This window comes from Geodermatophilus sp. SYSU D00779 (assembly GCF_054050595.1).
This window is the reverse complement of sequence record NZ_JBJGZQ010000028.1, coordinates 1-21,031: the sequence shown is the minus strand read 5'-3', so window position 1 is coordinate 21,031 and position 21,031 is coordinate 1. Positions and strand designations below refer to the sequence as shown.

Below are 21,031 nucleotides of genomic sequence, written 5' to 3'. Positions count from 1 at the left end.
GGGGCTGCGCGGTGGTCGGGGGGCACCACGCGGCGGGGCGGCGGGGACCCTGCTGCCGGACCGCGGTCCGACCGCCCCGGGACGCGGGCGGATCAGCCCTCGACGGCTCCGCAGGCGATGCGGCCTCCGGCGTCGCCGGTGTTCCGCGTCATCTCGTCGGGGCCGCCGGCTGCGTAGCGCTCGGGGACGTTCGCGTAGTTGTCCCGGCCGGCGTGCACCACGACCGCGCTGCCGTCCTCGTCGGTGAGCCGAGCACGGGTCAGCGCGCCGGTGACGGTCGTGAGCCTCCCGGTGCCGGCCTCGGTCACGTACAGCAGGGGCAGGTCACCGGCGTGCTCCCCGTGATCAGCCTCGCCGGCACCGATGTGCCCGCCGGCCGAGAGGAAGTCGCCCGTCATCGAGGGGTCGGCCGGGCTGGGGCTGTCCGGTTCGCAGCGGCCGACGGCGTGCACGTGGAAGCCGTGGAACCCCGGCGGCAGGCCGGTGACCCGGACGTCGACCTGCATGCCGCCCTCGGCCTCGGTCAGGGTCGCGACGCCCACCTCCGCGCCCTCGGGGTCGACCAGCCGGGCCGTCAGTTCCGCGCCGCCGTCCCCGGCCGGCGGGGACCCGGCCGCCGCGCCGGACCCGGCCGCCGCCGAGTCCGCAGCCGGTGGGGACGACGCCTCGTCGCCACCGGCCGCACAGCCGCCCAGGACGGCGGTGAGCGCGCACGCGGACAGGAAGGAGGTGGCGATCGGTCGGCGCATCGGGTCCTCCCTGGGATCAGCCGGGCGGCCAGGGTCCTCCAAAGCGACGTCCGGAGGCCAGGCCCCTGGTCACCGGCCCCGGAAGCGCGCGGCGCGTCATCGGGCCCGGTCCGGCGCGGCGGAGGGTCAGGCGGCATCGCAGAGGTCGGCCGCGGCGAGGGTCGCGCGCAGCCGGGCCAGCAGCCGCGCCCGGGTCGGGCCGATGCTGCCGACCGGCATGCCGAGCCGCGCACCGATCTCCTCGTACCGCAGCGGCGGGGAGGCGACGAGCAGTTCGAGCAGTCGCTGCGAGCGCTCCGGCATGCCCGCCACGGCCGCGCGGACCAGGTCCACCCGCTCGCGGCGCAGCGCGGAGCCCTCGGGGTCGCCGTCGACCAGGTCCGGTGCCGCCGCGGCGACGGGCTCCTCGGAGTGCGGGTCCGACGGACGCTCGCGGCCGGTTCGGCGCAGCGTCTCGAGGCACTCGCGGCGGACGGTGGTGCGCAGCCATCCGGCCAGTCGCGCTGGCTCCCTGATCGTCCGGATGTTCTCCAGGAGCTTCAGCCAGGTGGCCTGGACGGCGTCGGCCGCCTGGGCGTCCGACAACCGGTGGCTCCGGACCACCGACCACAGCAGGGCGCTGTACCGCTCGACGATGGCCCGCCACGCTTCCTGGTTCCCGTCCGCGGCGCGCTGGACGAGGTCGGCGAGGACCCGGTCCTCGGACGCATCCCGGTGGAGGACGGTGACGCACCCCCCGGCGGGGGAGGCGACCCACCGGCGGGTGGACTGGCGCAGGTCGGTGGTCATGTCGTTCCTCGTCTCGCCGACGCCGGGCTCCGGCGCGGCTGATCGGGTGGGGCAGACCCGTGGCCGGCGGGCGGGCCCGGATCGGTCCGAGCCGGAGGCCGGCGGGAGCGGTGCGCCGCCGGTCGGGTCAGGCGGCGAGGCGCAGCAGGCGGGCCGGACGGCGGTCGGTCGAGCGGACCAGCGTCAGGACGGGGGCGGTGCGGGTGCGGGCGGCCTCGCGGGCGGCGATCTGGCGGCCGCGGTGCCAGGCGGTGCAGTCGTCGCAGTAGGCCAGCCAGCGGCAAGCCGTGTGCTTGCCGCAAGGCCGGGGGCCGGTGTGCACGGGGCGGGCGGTGAAGGTGGTGGTGGCGGAGGCGGACATCGCCCTCTCCTCTCCACGAGCCGGGCCCGAGCCGCCGGTGGCTCTCCCGATGACGAACAGGCTGTCCTCCGGTGAGCGGCGGGACGAGCGAGCAGACCCCCGGATCCGGCGAGCGGATCCCCCGTTTCTCGCGTGGGGTCCTCCCCCGCTCGACACCGGGGGTGGGGTCCCCGGCTCAGCGCCGAATCAGCGCCGTGAGCAACCGCTCGCGGCGCTGCACGAGGGCGCCGGCGAGGCGGTGGGCGGCGGCGCGGGACGCCTGGTGCGCGGCGCCGCGCCGCCAGTCGGCCGGCCGCTCCGCGGCGGCCCGCGTCAGGTCCTGCGCGGCATGCGCCTGCTCCACCGGCAGGGCCGTGGGTCCCCCTGTCCTGCTGGTGGGGCTGTCCCCCGTCGAACTCACGGGTGGGAACTGATCCACCTCGCGCTGGAGCGGGTGCTGGGCCCACGGGTGAGCACCACCGTGGCGCTGGAGCGGCTGCCCCGAGGGCATCGGGTCAGGTGGCTCCTCGGGGAGCTCGGAGGTCTCCTCGCAGGTGTCCGGGCGTTCGCGGTCCGGGGTCGGGGCACACCCGGTTCGGCTCAGCTCGGAGACGCCCCTGTGGGGACCACCACCCCGCGCGTGCCGTCCACGGTGACCTCCTGGCCGGTCTCCACACGGCTCGTCGCACCGGGGACGCCGACCACCGCCGGGATGCCGTACTCGCGGGCGACGACGGCCCCGTGGGAGTTGGCCCCGCCCATCTCCATGACCAGCCCGCCGGCGGTGAGGAACAGCGGCGTCCACCCGGGGTCGGTGGACGGCGCGACGAGCACCTCTCCGGGCTGCAGCTGCGCCCCGGTCGGCTCCAGCACCACGCGCGCCCGGCCGGTCACCGTCCCCGCCGACGCCGCGGTGCCCAGGAGGGCACCCTCCGCCACCGCCGGGCCGGCCGACACCGCCTCGGGCTCGGTGCCGTCGCTCAGCAGGACGCGCGGCACGTGCCGCCGCCCCGTCTCCCGCTCGTGGGACTCCCGCCGCTCGGTGACCACGTCCTGCAGCGGCCGGCCGTCGTCCAGCGCGACCCGCACCTCCCCCAGGTCCAGGAAGAACACGTCGTCCGCCCGGGCGAGCACCCCACGGGAGGCGAGGTCCGCCCCGATCGACGCCAGCAGGGTGCGCACCCGGCCCAGCACCAGCACGAGGTCGTACTTGGGCAGCTCGCGCAGGCCGGCGAGCTGCCGGGTCCGGTCGAGCGCGAACCCGACGACGGCGCCGCGCGCCCGCCCCCGCAGCCGGGCGCGGGCGGTCAGCGTCGCCACCACGTCCTCGGCCTCCGCTCGGGACCGGGCGAACACGGCGTCCGGCGCGCGTTCCGGGTCGTCGAGCCGCAGGTAGTTGCCGAGCACGCCGAGCAGGTGGGCCGGGTCCTCCGCCCAGCGGGGCACGCCGACGTCGATCTCGGCCACGGCCCGGATCCCGTAGCGGGCCAGGAAGAGCCGCAGCCCTCGCTGCAGGACGGCGGGCAGCGCGTCGGACCGGTACCGCTCGGCGAGCTCCGCCGGCGTCCCGCCGCGCACGGCCTCCGCGCTCGGCTCGTCCGCGCGCACCGCGGTCGCCAGCCGCCACAGGTCGAGGTCCATCTCCGTCGTGACGTTGTGCGGCAGCCCGCGCAGCACCGTCCCGAGGTCCCCGGGCTGCGCGGCGTCCCCCAGCAGCCTCCCGGCCAGCCCGAACGCCGCGAACCCGGCGGCGACCGGCGGCATCACCCGGGGCACGACCGTGGGCACCGCGTTGCCCAGCAGGCCGAGGACGGCGTCGAGCCGCTCGTCCGCGGGTGCGTCGTCCCCCGGCAGGCGCCGGGCCCGCAGCCGCGCCCCGACGCGGTCGACCCTGCGGCGGGCGGCCGCCGGCCGGACCAGCGCCTGCGCCACCTGCAGCGGGACGCCGTACCGCGCCGCCACCCAGGCCAGCCGCCGCACCACCGGCAGCCACGACCGGTGCACGAGCGACAGCCGCGGGTCGTCGAACAGACCCCGCAGGACGACGGCCGACCGCGCCTCCATGACGTCGAGCAGCCGCGGGAAGACCGCCCGCCCGGCCGTGCTGCGCACGATCGGCGTGACGTCGAAGAACAGCCGCCCCGCGGCGGCGCGCACGCGCGGTGAGCCGGCCACCGGATCGACCGGCGGACGGCCGGCGAGGCGCTGGACCGATGCCCCGACCGCCTGGAACACCGAGATCCCCATCGGGGTCAGCGGCCGGGTCAGGCCCTGGGCGAGACTGGCGCAGAACCAGACCCGCAGGCCGCCGTCGGCCGTGCCGGCCTGCGGGACCGGGAACAGCGTCGTCACGGGGCGGGCCTGGGTGAGCCAGAGCGTGCCCGCCGCGTCGATCGCCCACTCGGTGTCCTGCGGCCGCCCGAAGTGCTCCTGCACCCGCGCGCCGAGCCGGACCAGCTCCCGCAGCTGCCCGTCGGTCAGGCACGCCTCCCGGCCGCCGCCCAGCCGCCGCTCCAGCACGGCGCCGGTGCCGCTGTCCAGCACGACGTGGTCCGGGTCGACCGAGCCGCTGACCACCGCCTCCCCCAGGCCGGGCGCGGCGTCGACGACCGTCTCGGTCCGCCGTCCGGTCACCGGGTTGGCCGTGAACATCACCCCCGCCACCGACGCCGGGACCATCCGCTGCACCACGACGGCCAGCCGGGTCGTCGCGGAGTCGATGCCGTTCCGCGCTCGGTACACGACGGCGCGGTCGGTCCACAGCGAGGCCCAGCACCGGTGCACCGCGTCGAGGACCGCGTCGGTCCCGACGACGTCCAGGTAGGTGTCCTGCTGTCCGGCGAAGCTGGCGAACGGCAGGTCCTCGGCCGTGGCCGAGGACCGGACGGCCACCGGTGCCGACTCCCCCAGCTCCGCGTACGCGGCCGCGACCGCCTGGGCCACGTGCGCGGGCACGGGGGCGGCCAGGACCCGCTCCCGGACCGTCCGGGCGAGGTCGGTCGCGGGAGCGTCGAGCAGGTCGGCGAGCCCGGCGGCCTCGGCCAGTTCGGCGTAGGCGTCCGTGGTGACGCAGAAGCCGTCGGGGACCGGGAAGCCGGCGCCGATCAGCTCGCCGAGGTTGGCCGCCTTGCCGCCGGCCAGGGCCAGGTCGCCCGCGTCGAGGTCCCGGAGCGGGACGACGACGGGGTGCCGGCCGGAGTCGGTCGCGGTCGGCTGCGCTGCGGTGTCCATGGCGAAGGCCCCCTCGGGATCAGCCGCGGACCACCACCGTCGTCCTCGGCGCCGCCGGTGTCCACGCCCTTGGGAGCCCCACCACCGAGCGGTCAGCGGGCGAGCTGGCGGCTGATGACCAGGCGCTGGATCTGGTTGGTGCCCTCGAAGATCTGCATGACCTTGGCCTCGCGCATGTACCGCTCGACCGGGAAGTCGCGGGTGTAGCCGTAGCCGCCGAGCACCTGCACGGCGTCGGTGGTCACCTTCATCGCCGCGTCGGTGGCCACCAGCTTGGCCACCGACGCCTGCCGGCTGTACGGGTGCCCGGCGTCGCGGCGGCGGGCGGCGTCGAGGTAGGTGGCCCGCGCGGCGTCGACGGCGGCGGCCATGTCGGCGAGCAGGAAACCCAGCCCCTGGTGGTCGATGATCCGGCGACCGAAGGTGCTGCGCTGGTGCGCGTAGTCGACCGCGGTGTCCAGGGCCGCCTGCGCCAGGCCGGTGGCGACCGCGGCGATGCCGAGGCGCCCGGAGTCCAGCGCGGAGAACGCGATGGGCAGCCCCTGCCCCTCGGCCCCGATGAGCCGGTCGGCCTCGAGCAGCGCGCCGTCCCAGTTGGCCATCGTGGTCGGGATGGCGTGCAGGCCCATCTTCTCCTCGGGCCGGCCGAAGGACAGGCCGTCGACCTGCCCGGGGGCCAGGAAGCAGGAGATGCCGCGGGAGCCCTCGCCGGTGCGCGCGAACAGCGCGTAGAAGTCGGCCTTCCCGCCGTGGGTGATCCACGACTTGGTGCCCGTCACCCGGTAGCCGCCGTCGGTCCGCTCCGCCCGGCAGGCCAGCGCCGCGGCGTCCGACCCGGCCTGCGGCTCGGACAGCGAGTAGCCGCCGACGAGCTCACCGGCGAGCATCCGGGGCAGCCAGCGCTCCCGCTGCTCGTCGGTGCCGAAGGTGGCCAGCGGGTGGCAGGACAACCCGTGCACCGACACGGCCACGGCCACGGCCGCCCACCGCGCGCCGAGCTCCTCGAGGACCTGCAGGTAGACCTCGTGGGGCTGTCCTCCCCCGCCGAGCTCCTCCGGGTAGGGCAGGCCGAGCAGGCCGAGCCCGCCGAGGGTCGCGAACAGCCCCTCGGGATAGGCCTCGGCCCGCTCGTGCTCGTCCACGCGGGTCGCCAGCTCCTTGTCCGCGACCTCGCGGACGAGGGCGAGCAGATCCTCGGCCTCCTCGCTGGGCAGCAGGCGGTCGACGGTCACAGCGGGTCCCTCCCGGGTCGGTTCAGCTCTTGAGCTCGGGGAACTGGTCGTCGCGCCACTCGACGCCCGAGCGCGTGTCGGCGGTGGCGAGCTCCTCCTCGCGGGCGCGCAGCTCCACCCGCCGGATCTTCCCCGAGATGGTCTTGGGCAACTCCGCGAACTCGATGCGCCGCACCCGCTGGTAGGGGTTGAGCCGCTCGCGGGCGTACCGCAGCACCGACAGCGCCGTCTCCTCGGTCGGCTCGTGCCCCGGTGCCAGCGTGACGTACGCCTTGGGCACGGCCAGCCGCAGGGCGTCGGGCGCGGGGACGACGGCGGCCTCGGCGACGGCCGGGTGCTCGATGAGGACCGACTCCAGCTCGAACGGGCTGATCTTGTAGTCGCTGGCCTTGAAGACGTCGTCGGTACGCCCGATGTAGGTGATGTAGCCGTCGGCGTCGACGCTGGCGACGTCCCCGGTGTGGTAGTAGCCACCGGCCTTGGCCTCGGCGTCGCGCTCCGGGTCACCCTGGTAGCCGGTCATCAGCGGGAGCGGGTGCTGCGAGAGGTCCAGGCAGATCTCCCCCTCCCCCGGCCCCTCGACGCGACGGCCGCCGACCGGGTCGACCAGCACCACCGGCACCCCGGGCAGCGGGCGGCCCATGGAGCCGGGCCTGACCTCCGAGCCGGGGGTGTTGCCGACCTGCGCGGTCGTCTCGGTCTGGCCGTAGCCGTCGCGGACGGTCAGCCCCCAGGCGCGGCGGACCTGCTCGATGACCTCGGGGTTGAGCGGCTCGCCGGCGGCGAGGACCTCCCGCAGCGCGCCGGGCCCGCCGGAGAGGTCGGCGTTGACGAGCATCCGCCAGACCGTGGGGGGTGCGCAGAAGGTGGTCACGCCGTGCTCGCGGACCAGCCGCAGCAGCGTGGTCGGGTCGAAGCGGCGGTAGTCGTGCACGACGACCGTCGCCTCGGCGATCCACGGGGCGAAGAAGCAGGACCAGGCGTGCTTGGCCCAGCCGGGCGAGGAGATGTTGAGGTGCACGTCGCCGGGCTGCAGGCCCAGCCAGTACACCGTCGACAGGTGCCCGACCGGGTAGGAGACCTGCGTGTGCTCGACCAGCTTGGGCCGCGACGTCGTCCCCGAGGTGAAGTACAGCAGCAGCGGGTCGCCGGGTGCGGTGCCCGGGTGCCCGACCGGCGCGGACCCGAGGTCGGCGGCCGCCCGCAGGTCGGCCCAGCCCTCGGCCGGCCCCACGCTGATCCGCGTGTAGTCGCCGGGGACCCGGTCGAACTTCCCGACGTCGACGGCGTTGCAGACGACGTGCCGCGCCCCGCCGCGGGTGATCCGGTCGACCAGGTCGGCGGGGCCGACCGCCGTGGTGGTCGGCATGATCACCGCGCCGAGCTTCATGACGGCCAGCATCGACTCCCACAGCTCGACCTGGTTGCCGAGCATGAGCAGCACCGGGTCGCCCCTGCGCACGCCGCGGCCGGCCAGCCAGGCGGCCAGCTGGTCGGAACGCCGCGCCATCTCGTCGAAGGAGCGCCGCGTCGTCGTCCCGTCCTCGGCGACCAGGACCAGGGCGGGGCGGTCGTTGCCCCGCGCGACGGCGTCGAACCAGTCGACCGCCCAGTTGAACCGCTCCCCCAGCTCGGGCCAGCGGAACTCGGCGACCGCCGTCTCGTGCCGGCCGCGCAGCGCCAGCAGTTGGTCCCGGCTGGCCCGGTAGGCCTCGGCGACGTCCATCGGGGTCCTCCCTCTGCGTGGTCGGGTGCGGTCAGCGTCGTCCATGGTGGCGCAGGTCACCACCTCCGTACGGGGTGTCGGCAGGCTGCGGCCCTCGCCGCCGGCGCGAGGACGACGGCCGGAGGCCCGGGTGGACGACGGCGCGACGGCGGCGGTGGGCCCGGCGCGCGAGCGGCTCCCGGAGGTGCTGCGTATCGTCCCCCGGGTGTCCCGGGACGGCGCAGACGCAGGCGCAGCCAGCACGGCATGGTCCCCCGTCTACTCGACGGTGCGCACGGACTCGGCCACGGTGCGGGTCGCGGTCGCCGGTGAGGGGCCGCCGCTGCTGCTGCTCACCGGCATCGGCGCCAACATCGAGATGTGGGAGCCCGCCGCGCGCCACCTGACCGGGCGCCGGCTGGTCATGCTGGATGTGCCGGGGACGGGCGAGTCCCCCGCGCTGCGGGTGGGCCTGCGGATGCGCGGCTACGCGCAGCTGGTGACGCAGGTGCTCGACGCCCTGGGGCTGGACCGGGTCGACGTCCTGGGCTACTCGTGGGGCGGCGCGCTGGCCCAGCAGCTGGCCCACCAGGCGCCGGAGCGCGTGCGGGCCCTCGTACTCGCCGCCACGACGCCGGGCGTGGGCGGTCAGCCGCCGTTCCCCTGGGTCCTGGCGCTGATGAGCTCGCCGGCGCGCTACTACTCGCGCACCTACCTGCGGCTGACCGCGCCGCTGGTGTTCGGCACCAGCCCGCGGGCGGCTGCCGACTCGCTCCACGGCCGGGCCCGGCTGCACCGGCCGCCCAGCCTCGTCGGCTACACGCAGCAGCTGCACGCCGTCTCCGGCTGGTCGAGCCGGTGGTGGCTGCGCCAGCTGGACCACCCGACCCTGGTCATCGGCGCGCGGCGGGACCCGCTGGCGCGGCCGCGCAACGCCGACATCCTGGCGGCCGCCCTGCCGCACGCCCGGCTGGAGATGGTCGACGGCGGCCACCTGTTCCTGTTCGAGGACCCGGAGCACGGCTGCGCGCTGGTCGAGGACTTCCTGTGCGAGCAGGACGTCCGGGGCCCCCAGGAGCGGGTCGGCGCGCACTCCGGGCGGTAGCACCGGGGCCCGTCCCCGGCATCCCGTGGTACTCGTGTGCAGTCCGGTCCACCGACCCGGGCTCCACCGACCCCGACCGCTGCCGGCCACCGGGAGGCCCCCGTGTTCGACGACGCGCTGACCACGACGATCACCCGCGCCCGCCGGCACGCCCTCGGCGACCTGCTGCGCCGCTCCGCGGCCCGGGTGCCGGGCAGGACCGCCCTGCGTTTCCGGGACCGCTCCCACACCTACGCCGAGCTGGACGCGGCGGCCGACCGCACGGCCAACGCCCTGGCCGAACGGGGCGTGGCCAAGGGCGACCGGGTCGCGCTGCTGTCCCACAACGACGACGGGTACGTGGTGCTGACCTTCGCGCTCGCGCGGTTGGGTGCGATCGCCGTCCCGGTGAACTTCATGCTCCGGGCCGGGGAGGTGGCCTACATCCTCGAGCACTCCGCGGCGATCGGCGTCGTCGCCGAGTCCGCGCTGCTGCCGGTGGCGCAGGAGGCGATCGAGCAGTCCGGGCGCGCGCAGTCGGTCCGGGTCCGCGGCGTCCTGGGCTCCACCGCCTCCCAGCCCTCCCCCAGCCTCCCGGAGGGCTGGGAGGCGGTCGAGACCTGGACCGCGCACGGCGACGCCACCCCACCGCAGGTGGACGTCGCCGACGACGACGTGCTCCAGCTGATGTACACCAGCGGCACCGAGTCGCGGCCCAAGGGCGTGATGATGACCAGCCGCAGCCTCATCGCCCAGTACGTCAGCTGCATCGTCGACGGGCGCTACACCGCGGGGGACGTCGCCCTGCACGCGCTGCCGCTGTTCCACGTCGCCGCCCAGCACTGCTTCCTGATGCCGAACCTCTACCTGGGCGGGACGAACGTCGTCCTGGACGGGCCGGACCCGGCCACCGTGCTCGAGACGGTCGAGCGGGAGCGGATCACCAGCCTGTTCTGCCCGCCGACGGTGTGGATCGGGCTGCTGCGGCACCCCGACTTCGACCGCCGCGACCTCTCGTCGCTGGCCACCGGCTACTACGGCGCGTCGATCATGCCGGTCTCCATCGTCGAGGAGCTCCGCACCCGGCTGCCCGACATGGCGCTGTTCAACTTCTACGGCCAGACCGAGATGTCCGCGGTGGCCCTCGTGCTCTCCCCCGAGGACCAGCTGCGCAAGCCCGGGTCGGCCGGCACGGCGGTCGTCAACAGCGAGACCCGGATCGTGGACGACGCCGACGACCCGGTGGGCCCGGGCGTCGAGGGCGAGATCGTGCACCGCAGCCCGCACGCCACCGCCGGCTACTGGAACGACCCGGAGAAGACGGCCGAGGCGTTCCGCAACGGCTGGTTCCACAGCGGCGACCTCGGCGTGGCCGACGAGGACGGCTACATCACGATCGTCGACCGCAAGAAGGACGTGATCAAGACCGGCGGGGAGAACGTGGCCAGCCGCGAGGTGGAGGAGGTCCTCTACCAGCACCCCGCCGTCGCGGAGGTCGCCGTCTTCGGCATCCCCCACCCGCGCTGGATCGAAGCCGTCGCCGCGGTCGTCGTCCCCCGGGACGGGCAGCCGGTCGACCCCGACCAGCTGGTGGCGTTCTGCCGCGAGCGGCTCGCCGGTTACAAGACGCCCCGGTACGTGGCCGTCGCCGACGGCCTGCCCAAGAACGCCAGCGGCAAGATCCTCAAGCGCGAGCTGCGCACGGCGTACGCGGACCTCGTCGGCTGACAGCCGCGGGAGCATCGCAGCGAGCGCCAGCGAGCGAGGAGCGGACCGGGGCGCGGAAGCCGACCGGTGTCGTCGCCGGCTGACCGACCCCGCGCGTCCCGACGGGCCCTCCCCGGGACCGTCGGTTAGCGTCGGCAGCGTGTGGCACCGGCCACACAGCAGGAGCTCCGAAGGGCGGACACCCGTGCTCTACACCGCGTACGAGTGGCAGCGGCGGCTGACCGCCCCGGCCCGGACGACGTCGGCGCTGACCGCCCGTGCCCTGGAGTCGCTGCCCGCGCCGCTGGCCGGGCTGCCCGGGACCCGCCGGCTGCGGGCGGCCTGCCGGGTGGTCGCCGACGCGCACCCCACGCACGTCCGTCCCGACTGGGGCATCGACACGGTGGACGTCGACGGGCGGTCCGCCGAGGTGGTCGTGGAGCCGGTGCTGTCGACGCCGTTCGCCGACGTCCTGCACTTCTCCAAGCCCGACATCGCCGGCCAGCCGCAGGTGCTGGTCGTGGGGCCGATCTCCGGGCACTTCGCGACGCTGCTGCGCCCCACGGTGCGCACCCTGCTGGCCGACCACGACGTGTTCGTCGTCGACTGGCACAACGCCCGCGACGTCCCGGTGGGCGCCGGCCGGTTCGGGCTGGACGAGTACGTGGACCACGTCCTGCAGGCCGTGCGGCACCTGGGCCGGGACACCCACGTCCTGGCCGTGTGCCAGCCCGCGCCGCTCGTGCTCGCCGCCGTCGCCCTGCTGGCCGCCGACGACGACCCCGCCCAGCCGCGCAGCCTCACGCTGATCGCCGGCCCGATCGACACCCGGGTCAACCCCAACCGGGTCAACGCCGGCGCCGGCCGCGTCCCGCTGTCCCGGTACGAGCGGCTGCTGACCACGACCGTCCCGGCCCGGTACCCGGGCGCCGGACGGCGGGTCTACCCCGGGGTCGCCCAGCTCACGGCCTTCATGTCGATGAACCCGCGGCGGCACCTCGGCGCCCACCTGGGGATGTACCGCGCCATGGTGGCCGGCGACGAGGCGACCGCGGCCGCCACCCGCGCCTTCTACGACGAGTACGGCGCGGTGATGGACGTGCCCGCGGAGTTCTACCTGGAGACGCTGGATCGGGTCTTCATGGCGCACGACCTGCCCCGCGGCGTCCTGACGTGGCGCGGCCGGCGCGTGGACCCCTCGCTCATCGAGGAGACCGCGCTGCTCACCGTCGAGGGCGCCCAGGACGACATGTGCTCGCCCGGGCAGACCGAGGCCGCGCACGCGCTGTGCACCGGGCTCCCGCCCGAGCGGCGGCGGCACCACCTGCAGCCGGGCGTGGGCCACTACGGCGTGTTCGCCGGCTCGCGCTGGGAGTCCGAGATCTACCCGGTCGTCCGCGCCTTCATCGCCGAGCACGACACCGAGCGGACGGTCGCCCCGCTCTTCTGACGTCCGGCGGGCGGCCGGCTCAGGGCCGGGTCGCGACGAGCGCCGTCCAGCAGCCGGCGAGCCGGGTGTCCTGCGCGGTCACGGTCAGCCCCGCCGCCCGGCACGCGGCGGCCAGGCCGTCCGGGGTGGGCCGGTCGCCGTCGGCGGGGTGGCGGGAGACCGCCCGCAGCGGGCGGCTGTCCACGAAACGCGCGGTCATCTCGCAGGAGTAGAGGCGCCCGCCGGGCCGCAGCACCCGCGCCGCTTCCCGGACGACGTCCCGCCAGGCGTCGGCGTGGTGCAGGACGTGGTAGCCGAAGACCGCGTCGTAGGCCCCGTCCTGCGCGGTCAGCGCCGTCGCGTCGCCGCACTGCACGTCGACCCGGCCGCTCAGGTCACGGACCGCCTCCCGGCACGCCGCGACGCTCGTCTCGTACCGCTCGACGCCGTCGGCGTGTGCGGCGCCGAAGACCTCCAGCGCCAGGCGCAGCCCGGTGCCGCGCCGCCCGGTGCCGAGCTCGAGGACCCGGCCGCCGGGCACCGGCCCGCCCAGCCGGAGCAGGACCGGCGCCTCGACGCGGCGCTGGACCAGCGCACGGACGCGCGAGTCGACCCACAGCCGGTTGGCGTCGACGAGGGTCGGCGGGACGGGACGGGAGGAGCTGGTGCCCATCGTGCCGTCCTGCCCCGCCGGCGCGGTGGGCAACCGCAGGTCAGCCCCGGTAGTTCACGTGCGGGTGGTCCATGTGGTTCGCCGTCGCGCCACCGCGGTCCGCCATCGCCTTCCAGGAGCCGTTGGGCGAGGACAGCATCCGCTGCTGCCAGATGACGTAGTCGACGCCGAGCTCGTCCCAGTGGGCGATGTGGTACGCGACGATCGCGTCCCCGAGGGCGGCGTCGGACAGCACCATGTAGTCCAGAGCCAGGCCGGACGGGTGGCCGCCCGGGTCGGCCGCGCTCGGGCGGGTGCCGCCCAGGGTGATCGAGTCGGCGCCGGGCACGTTGCTGACCACCCGGTTCGCCGCGGCCTGCACCACCGCGGCGACGGGACCGGCGGTGTTGCTGATGCGCGCGACCGTGCCGGCCGCGGCGGCCGAGGCCCGGGGCGCGGCCGCCGCGGGAGCTGCCGCACCCGCCTGCGCCGGGGCGGGACCGGCGGCGGCCTGCGCGGCCGCCGCGGCCTCGGCCTGCGCCTTCGCGGCGGCCTCCGCCTCGGCCTTCGCCTTCGCGGCGGCCTCGGCCTCGGCCCGCTGCCGGTCGAGCACCGCCTGGTCGGCGGCGGCCTGGACCTGCTGGGCGGCGGTCTCGGCGGCCTCGCGGGTGCTGCGGGTGGCGGCGAGGTCCTGCAGCGGCTGCAGCTCGGTGGCGACGTCGACGGGGCCGGAGCCGGCGGTCAGCCCGAGCTCCCGGGCGACGCTGACGGTCTCCGGCGGGGCGGCCTCGGCCTGCGCGGCCGGCTCGGGGCCGACGACGACGCCGGCCAGGACGGCGCCGGCGGTGGCCATCCCCAGGTACAGGGCGGGACGGCGGCGTGCGCGGGCGGGGCGGCGAGGGGAGGGGCGGCCAGAGGTGGTGGTGCGGGGGTCCATGGGGATGGGGTTCTCCGGGGTGCGGGCGCAGCGGCGCGCGTGGGCGCGCGGGTCTGCGGAGGCGTGCGGACGGCAGGGGGTCGCGGCCGTGCGGCGAGTGCCGAGGCGGGCGCACCGGAAGGGGGACGGCGGGGTGCCGGTCGAGCCGAGGTGCTCGGGGCTCCGGTGGGCCTGCGCGGGCGACGTCCGCTGCGGACGGCCGCGGGCGGTCAGGTGCGGGAGCGCCCCCGGGACCGGAGCCGGCGGGGTGGTGCAGCGGGGCAGGCGCACGCCATCCGGCGGCTCTCCGTTTCTTCCGACTGCCGCCTACCGAGTTAGCTGACGGGTTCGGGCGGGAAGCAGCCCTACCCGGCCCCGGACGTGCGTCCAGGAGCGGGATTCACCCCAGTACTGCGGTGGGTCCCCGGCTCGCCCCGGAAGGCGACTCGGCGGCGTCCGCTCGGGCCCCCCGTTGGGAGGCGGAACGACCGACCGGACCTGTCGACCGTAACGGCGTTATGCAACTGTGACAATCCGCGGGCCCGTTTTCGTGAGGTGATGCGCGTCGCGCACCCCGGGTTCGACGGCCGGAGGGTGTAGGGGTCACCTCCGGGCGAGGACGGCCAGCGCGGCCGCCGCGAGGGCGAGCGGGACGGTGAGCCAGAGCAGTGCGGCCTGCGGACCGCCGACGTCGGTCAGCCCCCTGCCGAGGAGGGGCGCGAGCAGACCGGCACACCCCCACGCGGTGAAGACCCGGCCGTACACCGCCGGGAAGGCGCGGACGCCGACCCGGTCCGCCGTCGCCGCCGGGACCAGCGCGGAGACCGCGCCGTACGCCAGTCCGACGACGAGCAGGCCGGTCAGGACGACGCCGGGTGCGGCCTCCACGGCCAGCCCGGCGACCGCGACGGCGGTGGCCGCGAGCGCGGTCGCCAGGGCGGGGAGGCGTCCGACGCGGTCCGACCACCACCCGGCACCCAGCCGGCCGGCCAGGTTGCCGGCGGCCAGCAGGGAGACGGCCGCTCCCACGGCTCCGGGCGCCAGGCCCCGGGCGGCGGCCAGGGGCGCGGCGGCGGCGAAGACGACCAGACCGGGCGCGGCACCTCCGGCGAAGAGGACCCACAGGGCTCCCACCGTCGTCCAGGGCACCGGCTCCTCGACGCAGTCGTGGCGCTGCTGGTCCCCCGCACCGCCGGGGGCGAGGGCGGCGGCGAGACCCACCAGACCGGCGACGAGCACGGCGAGGACGGCCAGGCAGGTCCGCCAGCCGACCACCGGCAGGACGTGCGGGGACACCAGGCCGAGCACCACCGGCCCGGCCGCGTACGCGCCGACCACCAGACCGCTGGCCGTGCCACGGCGCGCAGCGGGGACCCGGGCGGCGAGGGCGACCGCGACGCCGTAGGCCGACCCGTTGGCCGCGCCGAACAGCAGGCCGATCCCCAACCACGGCGTCCCGGGCTCCTCCCCCGCGGCGGTCAGCCCCAGCCCCGCCCCGGCGGCGAGAGCGGCCGCGGCGAGCAGTCGGCGCGGTCCCAGCCGCGCCAGCAGGCGCCCCACGGCGAGCAGGACGACGGTGAACACGCCGAGGGCGAGGGCGAACACCGCCGGGCCGCTCCCCGGCGGAGCCCCGACGTCGGCCACCACCCGGGGCGCCACGAGGCTCCAGGCGAACAGCGTGCCGACCGCGAGGTTGGCCACCACGCCTGCGGCGACCAGGCGGACGACCCCCGGCCCGCCGGCGGGGACCCGGGTCACGGCGCGGCGGCGCGGGCGGACCGTCGTCCGCCCGCGCCCGGCCGCAGCACCTCGGTCAGGAGGTGACGCGGTCAGGAGGTGACGCAGACCTGCCCGCGGTCCCTGCGCTGCGGGCCCTGGCCGCCGGGCCGGATGTCCTCGTCGAAGATCTCCGTCGGCAGGAACACCGAGCAGCAGGCGTTGGGGATGTCCACCACACCGCCGATCCGGCCCTCGATCGGCGAGGTGCCGAGGATGAGGTAGGCCTGCTCACCGGTGTAGCCCCACTTCTCCAGGTAGCGGATGGCGTTCAGGCAGGCGTTGCGGTAGGCCAGCGTCGCGTCCATGTAGGCGTTCGTGTCGTCGCGGTGGTCGACCGAGACACCGATGAACGTCAGGAACTCCGAGTAGCGCGGCTCGACCCGGCCGGGCATGAAGATCGGGTTCGTGGTGACGCCGTAGGTCTCCATGCCGCCCTTGATGAGGTCGACGGAGAAGTCGATGAAGCCGCCCATCTCGATGGCGCCGCAGAAGTTGATCTCGCCGTCCCCCTGGCTGAAGTGCAGGTCCCCGCCGGAGAGCAGCCCGCCGTCGACGTACACCGGGTAGAACACCCGGCTGCCGCGGGTGAAGTTCTTGATGTCGTGGTTGCCGCCGTTCTCCCGCGCCGGGACGGTGCGGGCGCCGTCCCGGCCGATCGCCTCGAGCAGGTCGCCGGTGGCCGTGCCGCCCAGGACGTTGTCCGGCAGCGGCGGCAGCCCGAGCGGTGGGACGCGGTCGGGGTCGGTGGCGATCAGCGCCCGCTCGCGGGCGTTCCAGCGGGCCAGCAGGTCCGCCGACGGCGCGGTCCCGAACAGGCCGGGGTGGGTGATGCCGGTGTACTCGACCCCGGGGACGTGGCGGGACGTGCACTTCTGCCCGCGGAAGTCCCAGATGGCCTTGTAGGCGTCCGGGAAGTAGTCGGTGAGGAAGCCCCCGCCGTTGACCTTGGCGAAGATGCCGGAGTACCCCCAGCCCTCCCCGCAGTTGGGCCCCTGGGCCTGCGGCACCGGCCCGAGGTCGAGGATGTCGACGACCAGCAGGTCACCCGGCTCGGCCCCCTCCACGGCGATCGGCCCGGAGAGCATGTGGGCGTGCGAGAGGTCGACGTCCCGGACGTCGTTGGCCGAGTCGTTGTTGCCGATCTGGCCGTCGGTCCACTCCCGGCACTCGACCCGGAAGTCCTGCCCCGGTCGGACGGTGACCGCCGGCGGGATGTCCGGGTGCCAGCGGTTGTGGCCGGGGACGGCCTGGTCCCGCATGGACCTGCTCTGGTCGACGGTGAACATGACCTCGGGCATGGCGGTTTCCTCTCACTGGGCGCCCGGTGCGGCACCGGGCTGGGTGGGGGCGGGCGGACAGCAGCCAGGTGACGGCGGAGGTCCGGTCACCGACCGCCGGCCAGGAGTGGGCGGCGAACCCCACGGCGGCAGCGGCCACGACCAGGGAGAACCGGCCGAGCCCCTCGCCCGGCCGGCCGGTGATGCCGTTGATCCCCACCCACGGGTGGGTGGGGCCGACGTAGGAGAGCCCGGCGGCGAGCGCGATCTGCGCCCGGTCGCCGTCCGCGGCGATGCTGGGGTGGGTCGGCGTGACCACCCGGAGCCCGCCGACGAAGAGGTCCAGCGGTGCGGCGCCGGCAGGGCTCACGTGGCCCAGCAGCATGACGCCGTCGACCACCAGACGGCAGCGACGTGGAGCGGGCCGACGGCGCCCGCGGGTCACCAGCGCGGCAGTGCGGGGTGCGGGCTCGCAGGGCGGTGTGCCGCGTTGACGGGGGCGGCGCCGGTGACGGGACTCCACCGGCGGCTCCGCGGCCGGGGCCTGCCTGCGGGGATCGACCGGACCACCTGCGGCGCCTCGGCGCTGGCGTCGGCGGTCGCGATCGCGCGGTGCAGTGCGGCGGGTGTCGTCGCCAGCGCGGGCGCGGTCCACACCCGGCGGGACTCCCCCGCGCAGGTCGGGCAGGGGTGTGTCGGACGCAGCGAGGACATCGGGATCACCACCTCGAACACCGAGCACTCGGGGCACCGGAACACGTACGTGGCCATGGCTCCTCACTTCCTTTCACTCGCAACTTATTCAGGTGAAAGGGAGTGTCAAGAGGTGGCGGGGGGCGGCCTCCGCTACAGCGTGGCGAGGACGTCGAAGTCGTAGCCGTCGGCCACGGCGAGGTGGACCCGCTGCCGGAGGTGGTTGCCGGTGAAGGACACCGGGCCGCGCGGCCCGTCGTACCCGAGCCCGTCGGCGACGGCGACCATCCGGTGGACGTCGAGGCTGCCGGCCCGCCGGGCGAGGGCCGCCAGGGCCATGAGCCCCTCGCAGCAGGACTCCGCGGCGTTGTTCAGGGGTGGCGCGTCGGGGCCGTGCTGGTCGACGTAGTCGCCGCAGAACTCCAGCGCCGACGGCGTGGCCAGCGACCGGAAGTAGGAGGCGCAGACGAAGAGGTTCCTCGTCGCCTCCGCCCCGCTGGCCAGGAGCATGTTCTCCTCCATGAGCGGGGTGAAGCGGAGCAGCCCGTCCTGCAGTCCGTGCTCGGCGAACACGCGGTTGAACTGGACCGCGTCCTGCCCGACCAGGTAGAGCAGCACCCCCTGGGCGTCACTGGCGCGGATGCGCTCGACGACGCCGCGGAAGTCGTCGGTCCCCAGCGGCACGTACGCCGTCCCGACCAGCTGCAGGTCCAGTCGCCGGGCGAACTCCCGGGTGACCTCGACCGAGGCACGGGGCCAGACGTAGTCGTCGCCCACCACGAACCACCGCCGCACGCCGCACACGTCGCGCAGCCACCGCAGGGCGGGGGCGATCTGCCGCGCGGGCGTCTCACCGGAGCAGAAGACGCCCGGCCGGGACTCCCCGCCCTCGTACAGGGAGGTGTAGACGTAGGGGATCCGCCCAGCGGTCACGGGGGCCACGGCGTGCCGGACCGCCGAGATGTGCCAGCCGGTCACCGCGTCGATCCGCCCGGCGTCGATCAACCGGCCGACGGTGGCGCCCACCTGCTCCGGGCGCGCGCCTCCGTCGATGACCTCGACGGCCAGCTGCCGGCCGAGGACGCCGGCGTCGTTGAGGCTCCGCACCGCCGTCGCGGCGACCGCCTCGCAGGACGGTCCGAAGAGGCCCGCGGGACCCTGCAGGGGCACGACCAGCCCGACCCGCGCGACCTCTGCGGATCGACGACGCATCGATCCCCCCGGGCGTGGAGTGCGTGGTCGTTGGGGCGGGACGTCCCGGACCTCTGCGAGAATCGGCCCGAGTCGGGCCCCACTATGCTGACCGGCCCCGGCCATGGGAAGGGTCCTGGGCGAGGGAGAGGCGAGCATGCGGCAGGAGGCGTCGGGGGGGTCACTGCCCCACGTCGACCTGCTACGGCAGGTGACCTCCGGCCTGACCTCCCGCGTCGAGGAGATCCTCGTCGGGAGCGACCTCACCCTGGACCAGTGGCGGGTGCTGCACACCCTGACCGAGGGCGGCCCGCTGTCCATGAGCGACCTGAGCGGCCGCACCCGCATCTCCGGGCCCACCGTGACCCGGATCGTGGACCGGCTGGTGGAGCGCTCCCTGCTCTACCGCAACGTCGACGCGACCGACCGTCGCCGTGTCGTCGTGCACGCCGCCGAACGCGGCCGGGTGTTGTGCCGGTCGCTGGCCCCGCGGATCGCCGAGGCCGAGCGCGACGGCCTGGCCGCGCTGTCCTCGACCGAGGCGCACACCCTGCGCCGGCTGCTGGAGCGGCTGGCGACCCCCTGACCCCGGCGTTCGGGGTTGCGCTGGGCACAGCCCGGCGAGCAGGCTGGCCGGCCTCCCGGCTGAGAGGAACCCGCCGTGCCGGCTCCGACGGACCACGAGCTGTTCGACCTCGGCGACCTGCCGCTGCAGAGCGGTGCGACGCTGCGGGGCGCGCAGCTGGCCTACAAGACCTACGGGACCCTGGACGCCGAGCGGTCCAACGTGATCCTGCACCCCACCTGGTTCAGCGCCTGGCACGACGCCAACGAGTGGTCGATCGGCCCGGGCCTGGCCTGTGACCCCGAGCGGTACTTCATCGTCGTCCCGAACCAGCTCAACAACGGCCTGTCGACCTCCCCGAGCACCACCCCTCCCCCGTTCGACGGCCCCCACTTCCCCCGCGTCACCTTCGCCGACCAGGTCGAGGCCCAGCACCGGCTGCTGACGCGGCAGTGGGGCATCGAGTCGATCGAGCTCGTGCTCGGCTCCTCCATGGGTGCCGGCCAGACCTACCAGTGGGCGGTCAGTCACCCCGAGATGGTGAAGCGGGCCGCCCCGATCGTCGGCTCCAGCCGCACCAGCGAGCACAACCAGGTCTTCCTGAAGAGCCTGCGGGCCACGCTGACGCTGGACCCGGCGTTCCGGGGCGGCGAGTACTCCCCCGACGCGCGCCCCACCGCCGGCATGCGGGCCTTCGCCCGGATCTACGCCGGGTGGGGCCTGTCGCAGGCGTTCTACTGGGAGCGCGAGTACCGGACCATGGGCTACTCCTCGCTCGAGGACTTCCTGGTGGGGTTCTGGGAGGGCTTCTGGCTCGACGAGGACCGGGACCCGAACAACCTGCTGGCGATGCTCTGGACCTGGGAGCACGGCGACGTCGGCCGGACCCCGGGCTTCGACGGGGACACCGAGGCGGCGCTGCGCTCCATCCGCTGCCCGGTGGTGGCCATGCCCGCCCGGACCGACCTGTACTTCCCGCCCGAGGACGAGCAGTGGGCCTCGCAGTTCATCGAGCAGGGCGAGGTCCGGGTCATCGACACGATCTGGGGGCACTTCGCCGGCCTCGGGATGAACGCCGCCGACAACGCCTACGTCGACCGGACGCTGAAGGAGCTGCTCCACCGTCCCGTCTGACCGCTTCCCCGCGCGGTCCGCACCCGCGGCCCGGGAGGCGGCGGGGAGCTGGCGGCGGAGCTCACCCAGGTTCTGCCCCGGGGCCCCGCCGGGGACAGCATGCGGGGAACGGAACAGGTCCGCAACAGATGTCTAGGACGTCTGACCGTGGACAGCGAGCGCCGCGCGGGAGCAGGGCTGTCCGCGGACGGTTCCCCGCGGCTCCCCGGGGCACCTGAGTCGGCATGAGCGAGATGGACCCGCGGGACCCGAGCACCCTGTACTCGGAGGGTCCGGTCGCGCCCGAGCCGCCCGAGGACGACCTGCCCGACACCTCGCCGCTGCGCGACTCCGGCGGCACCGGCCCGGGCCCGGACGACCTCGACGAGCTGCTCTGAGAGCGGACCCGGTCCTCCCCGCCCCTCGCAGGCTCGGGGCGGTGCCCCGGACGGGGCCGTGGTGCGTCAGCCGGCGTTGCCCACGGGTCCTCGCACGGCGGCGGGGGGGGGGGCCCCCCCCCCCCCCCCCGCCCGCCCCCCCCCGCCCCCCCCCCCCCCCACCCCCCCCACGCACACCAAC

Annotated in this window: 19 protein-coding genes, 1 pseudogene and 1 riboswitch; of the genes and pseudogenes, 6 read left to right on the top strand and 14 right to left on the bottom strand. The window is 75.7% G+C overall.

The genetic code is table 11. The features are described from left to right. Positions 1 to 92: 92 nt before the first annotated feature. From ACI79G_RS20080 to ACI79G_RS20050, 7 genes are all read right to left on the bottom strand, one after another. A complete protein-coding gene (locus ACI79G_RS20080) occupies positions 93 to 749 on the bottom strand; it encodes a superoxide dismutase family protein (RefSeq protein WP_456882832.1) in 657 nt (218 codons plus the stop codon). A 126-nt stretch (positions 750 to 875) separates the two neighbouring features. Then, a complete protein-coding gene (locus tag ACI79G_RS20075) occupies positions 876 to 1,538 on the bottom strand; it encodes an RNA polymerase sigma factor (protein WP_456882831.1) in 663 nt (220 codons plus the stop codon). A gap of 127 nt (positions 1,539 to 1,665) precedes the next feature. Then, positions 1,666 to 1,899, bottom strand: a complete 234-nt coding sequence (locus ACI79G_RS20070; RefSeq protein ID WP_456882830.1) for a hypothetical protein — start codon at positions 1,897 to 1,899, stop codon at positions 1,666 to 1,668. 175 nt (positions 1,900 to 2,074) lie between these two features. After that, on the bottom strand, positions 2,075 to 2,242 hold the full coding sequence (locus ACI79G_RS20065; protein WP_456882829.1) for a hypothetical protein: 168 nt from the start codon (positions 2,240 to 2,242) through the stop codon (positions 2,075 to 2,077). Between the two features lie 236 nt (positions 2,243 to 2,478). Next, the gene (locus ACI79G_RS20060; protein WP_456882828.1) at positions 2,479 to 5,109 is read right to left on the bottom strand and encodes a PEP/pyruvate-binding domain-containing protein; all 2,631 of its coding nucleotides are present in this window, start codon (positions 5,107 to 5,109) and stop codon (positions 2,479 to 2,481) included. A 92-nt stretch (positions 5,110 to 5,201) separates the two neighbouring features. Continuing rightward, positions 5,202 to 6,341: an acyl-CoA dehydrogenase family protein gene (locus ACI79G_RS20055; protein ID WP_456882827.1), complete on the bottom strand. Its 1,140-nt coding sequence runs from the start codon at positions 6,339 to 6,341 to the stop codon at positions 5,202 to 5,204. 22 nt (positions 6,342 to 6,363) lie between these two features. Continuing rightward, a complete protein-coding gene (locus ACI79G_RS20050; RefSeq protein ID WP_456882826.1) occupies positions 6,364 to 8,067 on the bottom strand; it encodes an AMP-binding protein in 1,704 nt (567 codons plus the stop codon). Positions 8,068 to 8,335: 268 nt separating this feature from the next. Between ACI79G_RS20050 and ACI79G_RS20045 the strand changes: the two genes are divergently transcribed. The 3 genes from ACI79G_RS20045 to phaZ all read left to right on the top strand — a co-directional run bounded on the left by ACI79G_RS20045 (position 8,336) and on the right by phaZ (position 12,287). Beyond that, positions 8,336 to 9,151: an alpha/beta fold hydrolase gene (locus ACI79G_RS20045; RefSeq protein WP_456882825.1), complete on the top strand. Its 816-nt coding sequence runs from the start codon at positions 8,336 to 8,338 to the stop codon at positions 9,149 to 9,151. 102 nt (positions 9,152 to 9,253) lie between these two features. Further along, positions 9,254 to 10,858 carry an acyl-CoA synthetase gene (locus tag ACI79G_RS20040; protein ID WP_456882824.1) on the top strand — a complete coding sequence of 535 codons (1,605 nt, stop codon included), beginning with the start codon at positions 9,254 to 9,256 and terminating at the stop codon, positions 10,856 to 10,858. Positions 10,859 to 11,042: 184 nt separating this feature from the next. After that, a complete protein-coding gene (gene phaZ, locus ACI79G_RS20035) occupies positions 11,043 to 12,287 on the top strand; it encodes a polyhydroxyalkanoate depolymerase (RefSeq protein WP_456882823.1) in 1,245 nt (414 codons plus the stop codon). A 19-nt stretch (positions 12,288 to 12,306) separates the two neighbouring features. Here the strand turns inward: phaZ and ACI79G_RS20030 are convergent, their stop codons facing one another. The 7 genes and pseudogenes from ACI79G_RS20030 to ACI79G_RS20000 all read right to left on the bottom strand — a co-directional run bounded on the left by ACI79G_RS20030 (position 12,307) and on the right by ACI79G_RS20000 (position 18,795). Continuing rightward, positions 12,307 to 12,939 (bottom strand): class I SAM-dependent methyltransferase, encoded by a 633-nt coding sequence (locus ACI79G_RS20030; protein ID WP_456882822.1) that lies wholly within the window; start codon positions 12,937 to 12,939, stop codon positions 12,307 to 12,309. A gap of 40 nt (positions 12,940 to 12,979) precedes the next feature. Continuing rightward, a complete protein-coding gene (locus ACI79G_RS20025) occupies positions 12,980 to 13,855 on the bottom strand; it encodes a hypothetical protein (protein WP_456882821.1) in 876 nt (291 codons plus the stop codon). Positions 13,856 to 14,143: 288 nt separating this feature from the next. Further along, positions 14,144 to 14,296, bottom strand: a riboswitch (cyclic di-AMP (ydaO/yuaA leader). Positions 14,297 to 14,437: 141 nt separating this feature from the next. Further along, entirely contained in the window at positions 14,438 to 15,592 is a 1,155-nt protein-coding gene (locus ACI79G_RS20020) for an MFS transporter (protein ID WP_456882820.1), read from the bottom strand. 71 nt (positions 15,593 to 15,663) lie between these two features. Continuing rightward, entirely contained in the window at positions 15,664 to 16,911 is a 1,248-nt protein-coding gene (gene fmdA, locus ACI79G_RS20015; protein WP_456882819.1) for a formamidase, read from the bottom strand. Between the two features lie 70 nt (positions 16,912 to 16,981). Continuing rightward, positions 16,982 to 17,290 (bottom strand): annotated as a pseudogene (locus ACI79G_RS20010) (AmiS/UreI family transporter); the annotation flags it as partial. A gap of 41 nt (positions 17,291 to 17,331) precedes the next feature. After that, on the bottom strand, positions 17,332 to 17,661 hold the full coding sequence (locus ACI79G_RS20005) for a zinc ribbon domain-containing protein (RefSeq protein ID WP_456882818.1): 330 nt from the start codon (positions 17,659 to 17,661) through the stop codon (positions 17,332 to 17,334). 75 nt (positions 17,662 to 17,736) lie between these two features. Next, positions 17,737 to 18,795, bottom strand: a complete 1,059-nt coding sequence (locus ACI79G_RS20000; protein WP_456882817.1) for a substrate-binding domain-containing protein — start codon at positions 18,793 to 18,795, stop codon at positions 17,737 to 17,739. Positions 18,796 to 18,931: 136 nt separating this feature from the next. Here ACI79G_RS20000 and ACI79G_RS19995 point away from each other — a divergent pair, with 136 nt between their 5' ends. The 3 genes from ACI79G_RS19995 (at position 18,932) to ACI79G_RS19985 (ending at position 20,850) form a co-directional block, all read left to right on the top strand. After that, positions 18,932 to 19,360: a MarR family winged helix-turn-helix transcriptional regulator gene (locus tag ACI79G_RS19995; RefSeq protein WP_456882816.1), complete on the top strand. Its 429-nt coding sequence runs from the start codon at positions 18,932 to 18,934 to the stop codon at positions 19,358 to 19,360. A gap of 75 nt (positions 19,361 to 19,435) precedes the next feature. Next, positions 19,436 to 20,473: an alpha/beta fold hydrolase gene (locus ACI79G_RS19990; protein ID WP_456882815.1), complete on the top strand. Its 1,038-nt coding sequence runs from the start codon at positions 19,436 to 19,438 to the stop codon at positions 20,471 to 20,473. A 224-nt stretch (positions 20,474 to 20,697) separates the two neighbouring features. Then, positions 20,698 to 20,850 carry a hypothetical protein gene (locus tag ACI79G_RS19985; protein WP_175479654.1) on the top strand — a complete coding sequence of 51 codons (153 nt, stop codon included), beginning with the start codon at positions 20,698 to 20,700 and terminating at the stop codon, positions 20,848 to 20,850. The last annotated feature ends 181 nt before the right edge of the window (positions 20,851 to 21,031 follow it).

Bases quoted from the DNA above. Each gene is read 5' to 3' on its own strand.
- ACI79G_RS20005 (WP_456882818.1), bottom strand. From the start codon at position 17,661: ATGGCCACGTACGTGTTCCGGTGCCCCGAGTGCTCGGTGTTCGAGGTG.
- ACI79G_RS20075 (WP_456882831.1), bottom strand. From the start codon at position 1,538: ATGACCACCGACCTGCGCCAGTCCACCCGCCGGTGGGTCGCCTCCCCC.
- ACI79G_RS20000 (WP_456882817.1), bottom strand. From the start codon at position 18,795: ATGCGTCGTCGATCCGCAGAGGTCGCGCGGGTCGGGCTGGTCGTGCCC.
- ACI79G_RS20060 (WP_456882828.1), bottom strand. From the start codon at position 5,109: ATGGACACCGCAGCGCAGCCGACCGCGACCGACTCCGGCCGGCACCCC.
- ACI79G_RS19985 (WP_175479654.1), top strand. From the start codon at position 20,698: ATGAGCGAGATGGACCCGCGGGACCCGAGCACCCTGTACTCGGAGGGT.
- ACI79G_RS20025 (WP_456882821.1), bottom strand. From the start codon at position 13,855: ATGGACCCCCGCACCACCACCTCTGGCCGCCCCTCCCCTCGCCGCCCC.
- ACI79G_RS20030 (WP_456882822.1), bottom strand. From the start codon at position 12,939: ATGGGCACCAGCTCCTCCCGTCCCGTCCCGCCGACCCTCGTCGACGCC.
- ACI79G_RS19995 (WP_456882816.1), top strand. From the start codon at position 18,932: ATGCGGCAGGAGGCGTCGGGGGGGTCACTGCCCCACGTCGACCTGCTA.
- ACI79G_RS20050 (WP_456882826.1), bottom strand. From the start codon at position 8,067: ATGGACGTCGCCGAGGCCTACCGGGCCAGCCGGGACCAACTGCTGGCG.
- ACI79G_RS20070 (WP_456882830.1), bottom strand. From the start codon at position 1,899: ATGTCCGCCTCCGCCACCACCACCTTCACCGCCCGCCCCGTGCACACC.
- fmdA (WP_456882819.1), bottom strand. From the start codon at position 16,911: ATGCCCGAGGTCATGTTCACCGTCGACCAGAGCAGGTCCATGCGGGAC.
- ACI79G_RS20080 (WP_456882832.1), bottom strand. From the start codon at position 749: ATGCGCCGACCGATCGCCACCTCCTTCCTGTCCGCGTGCGCGCTCACC.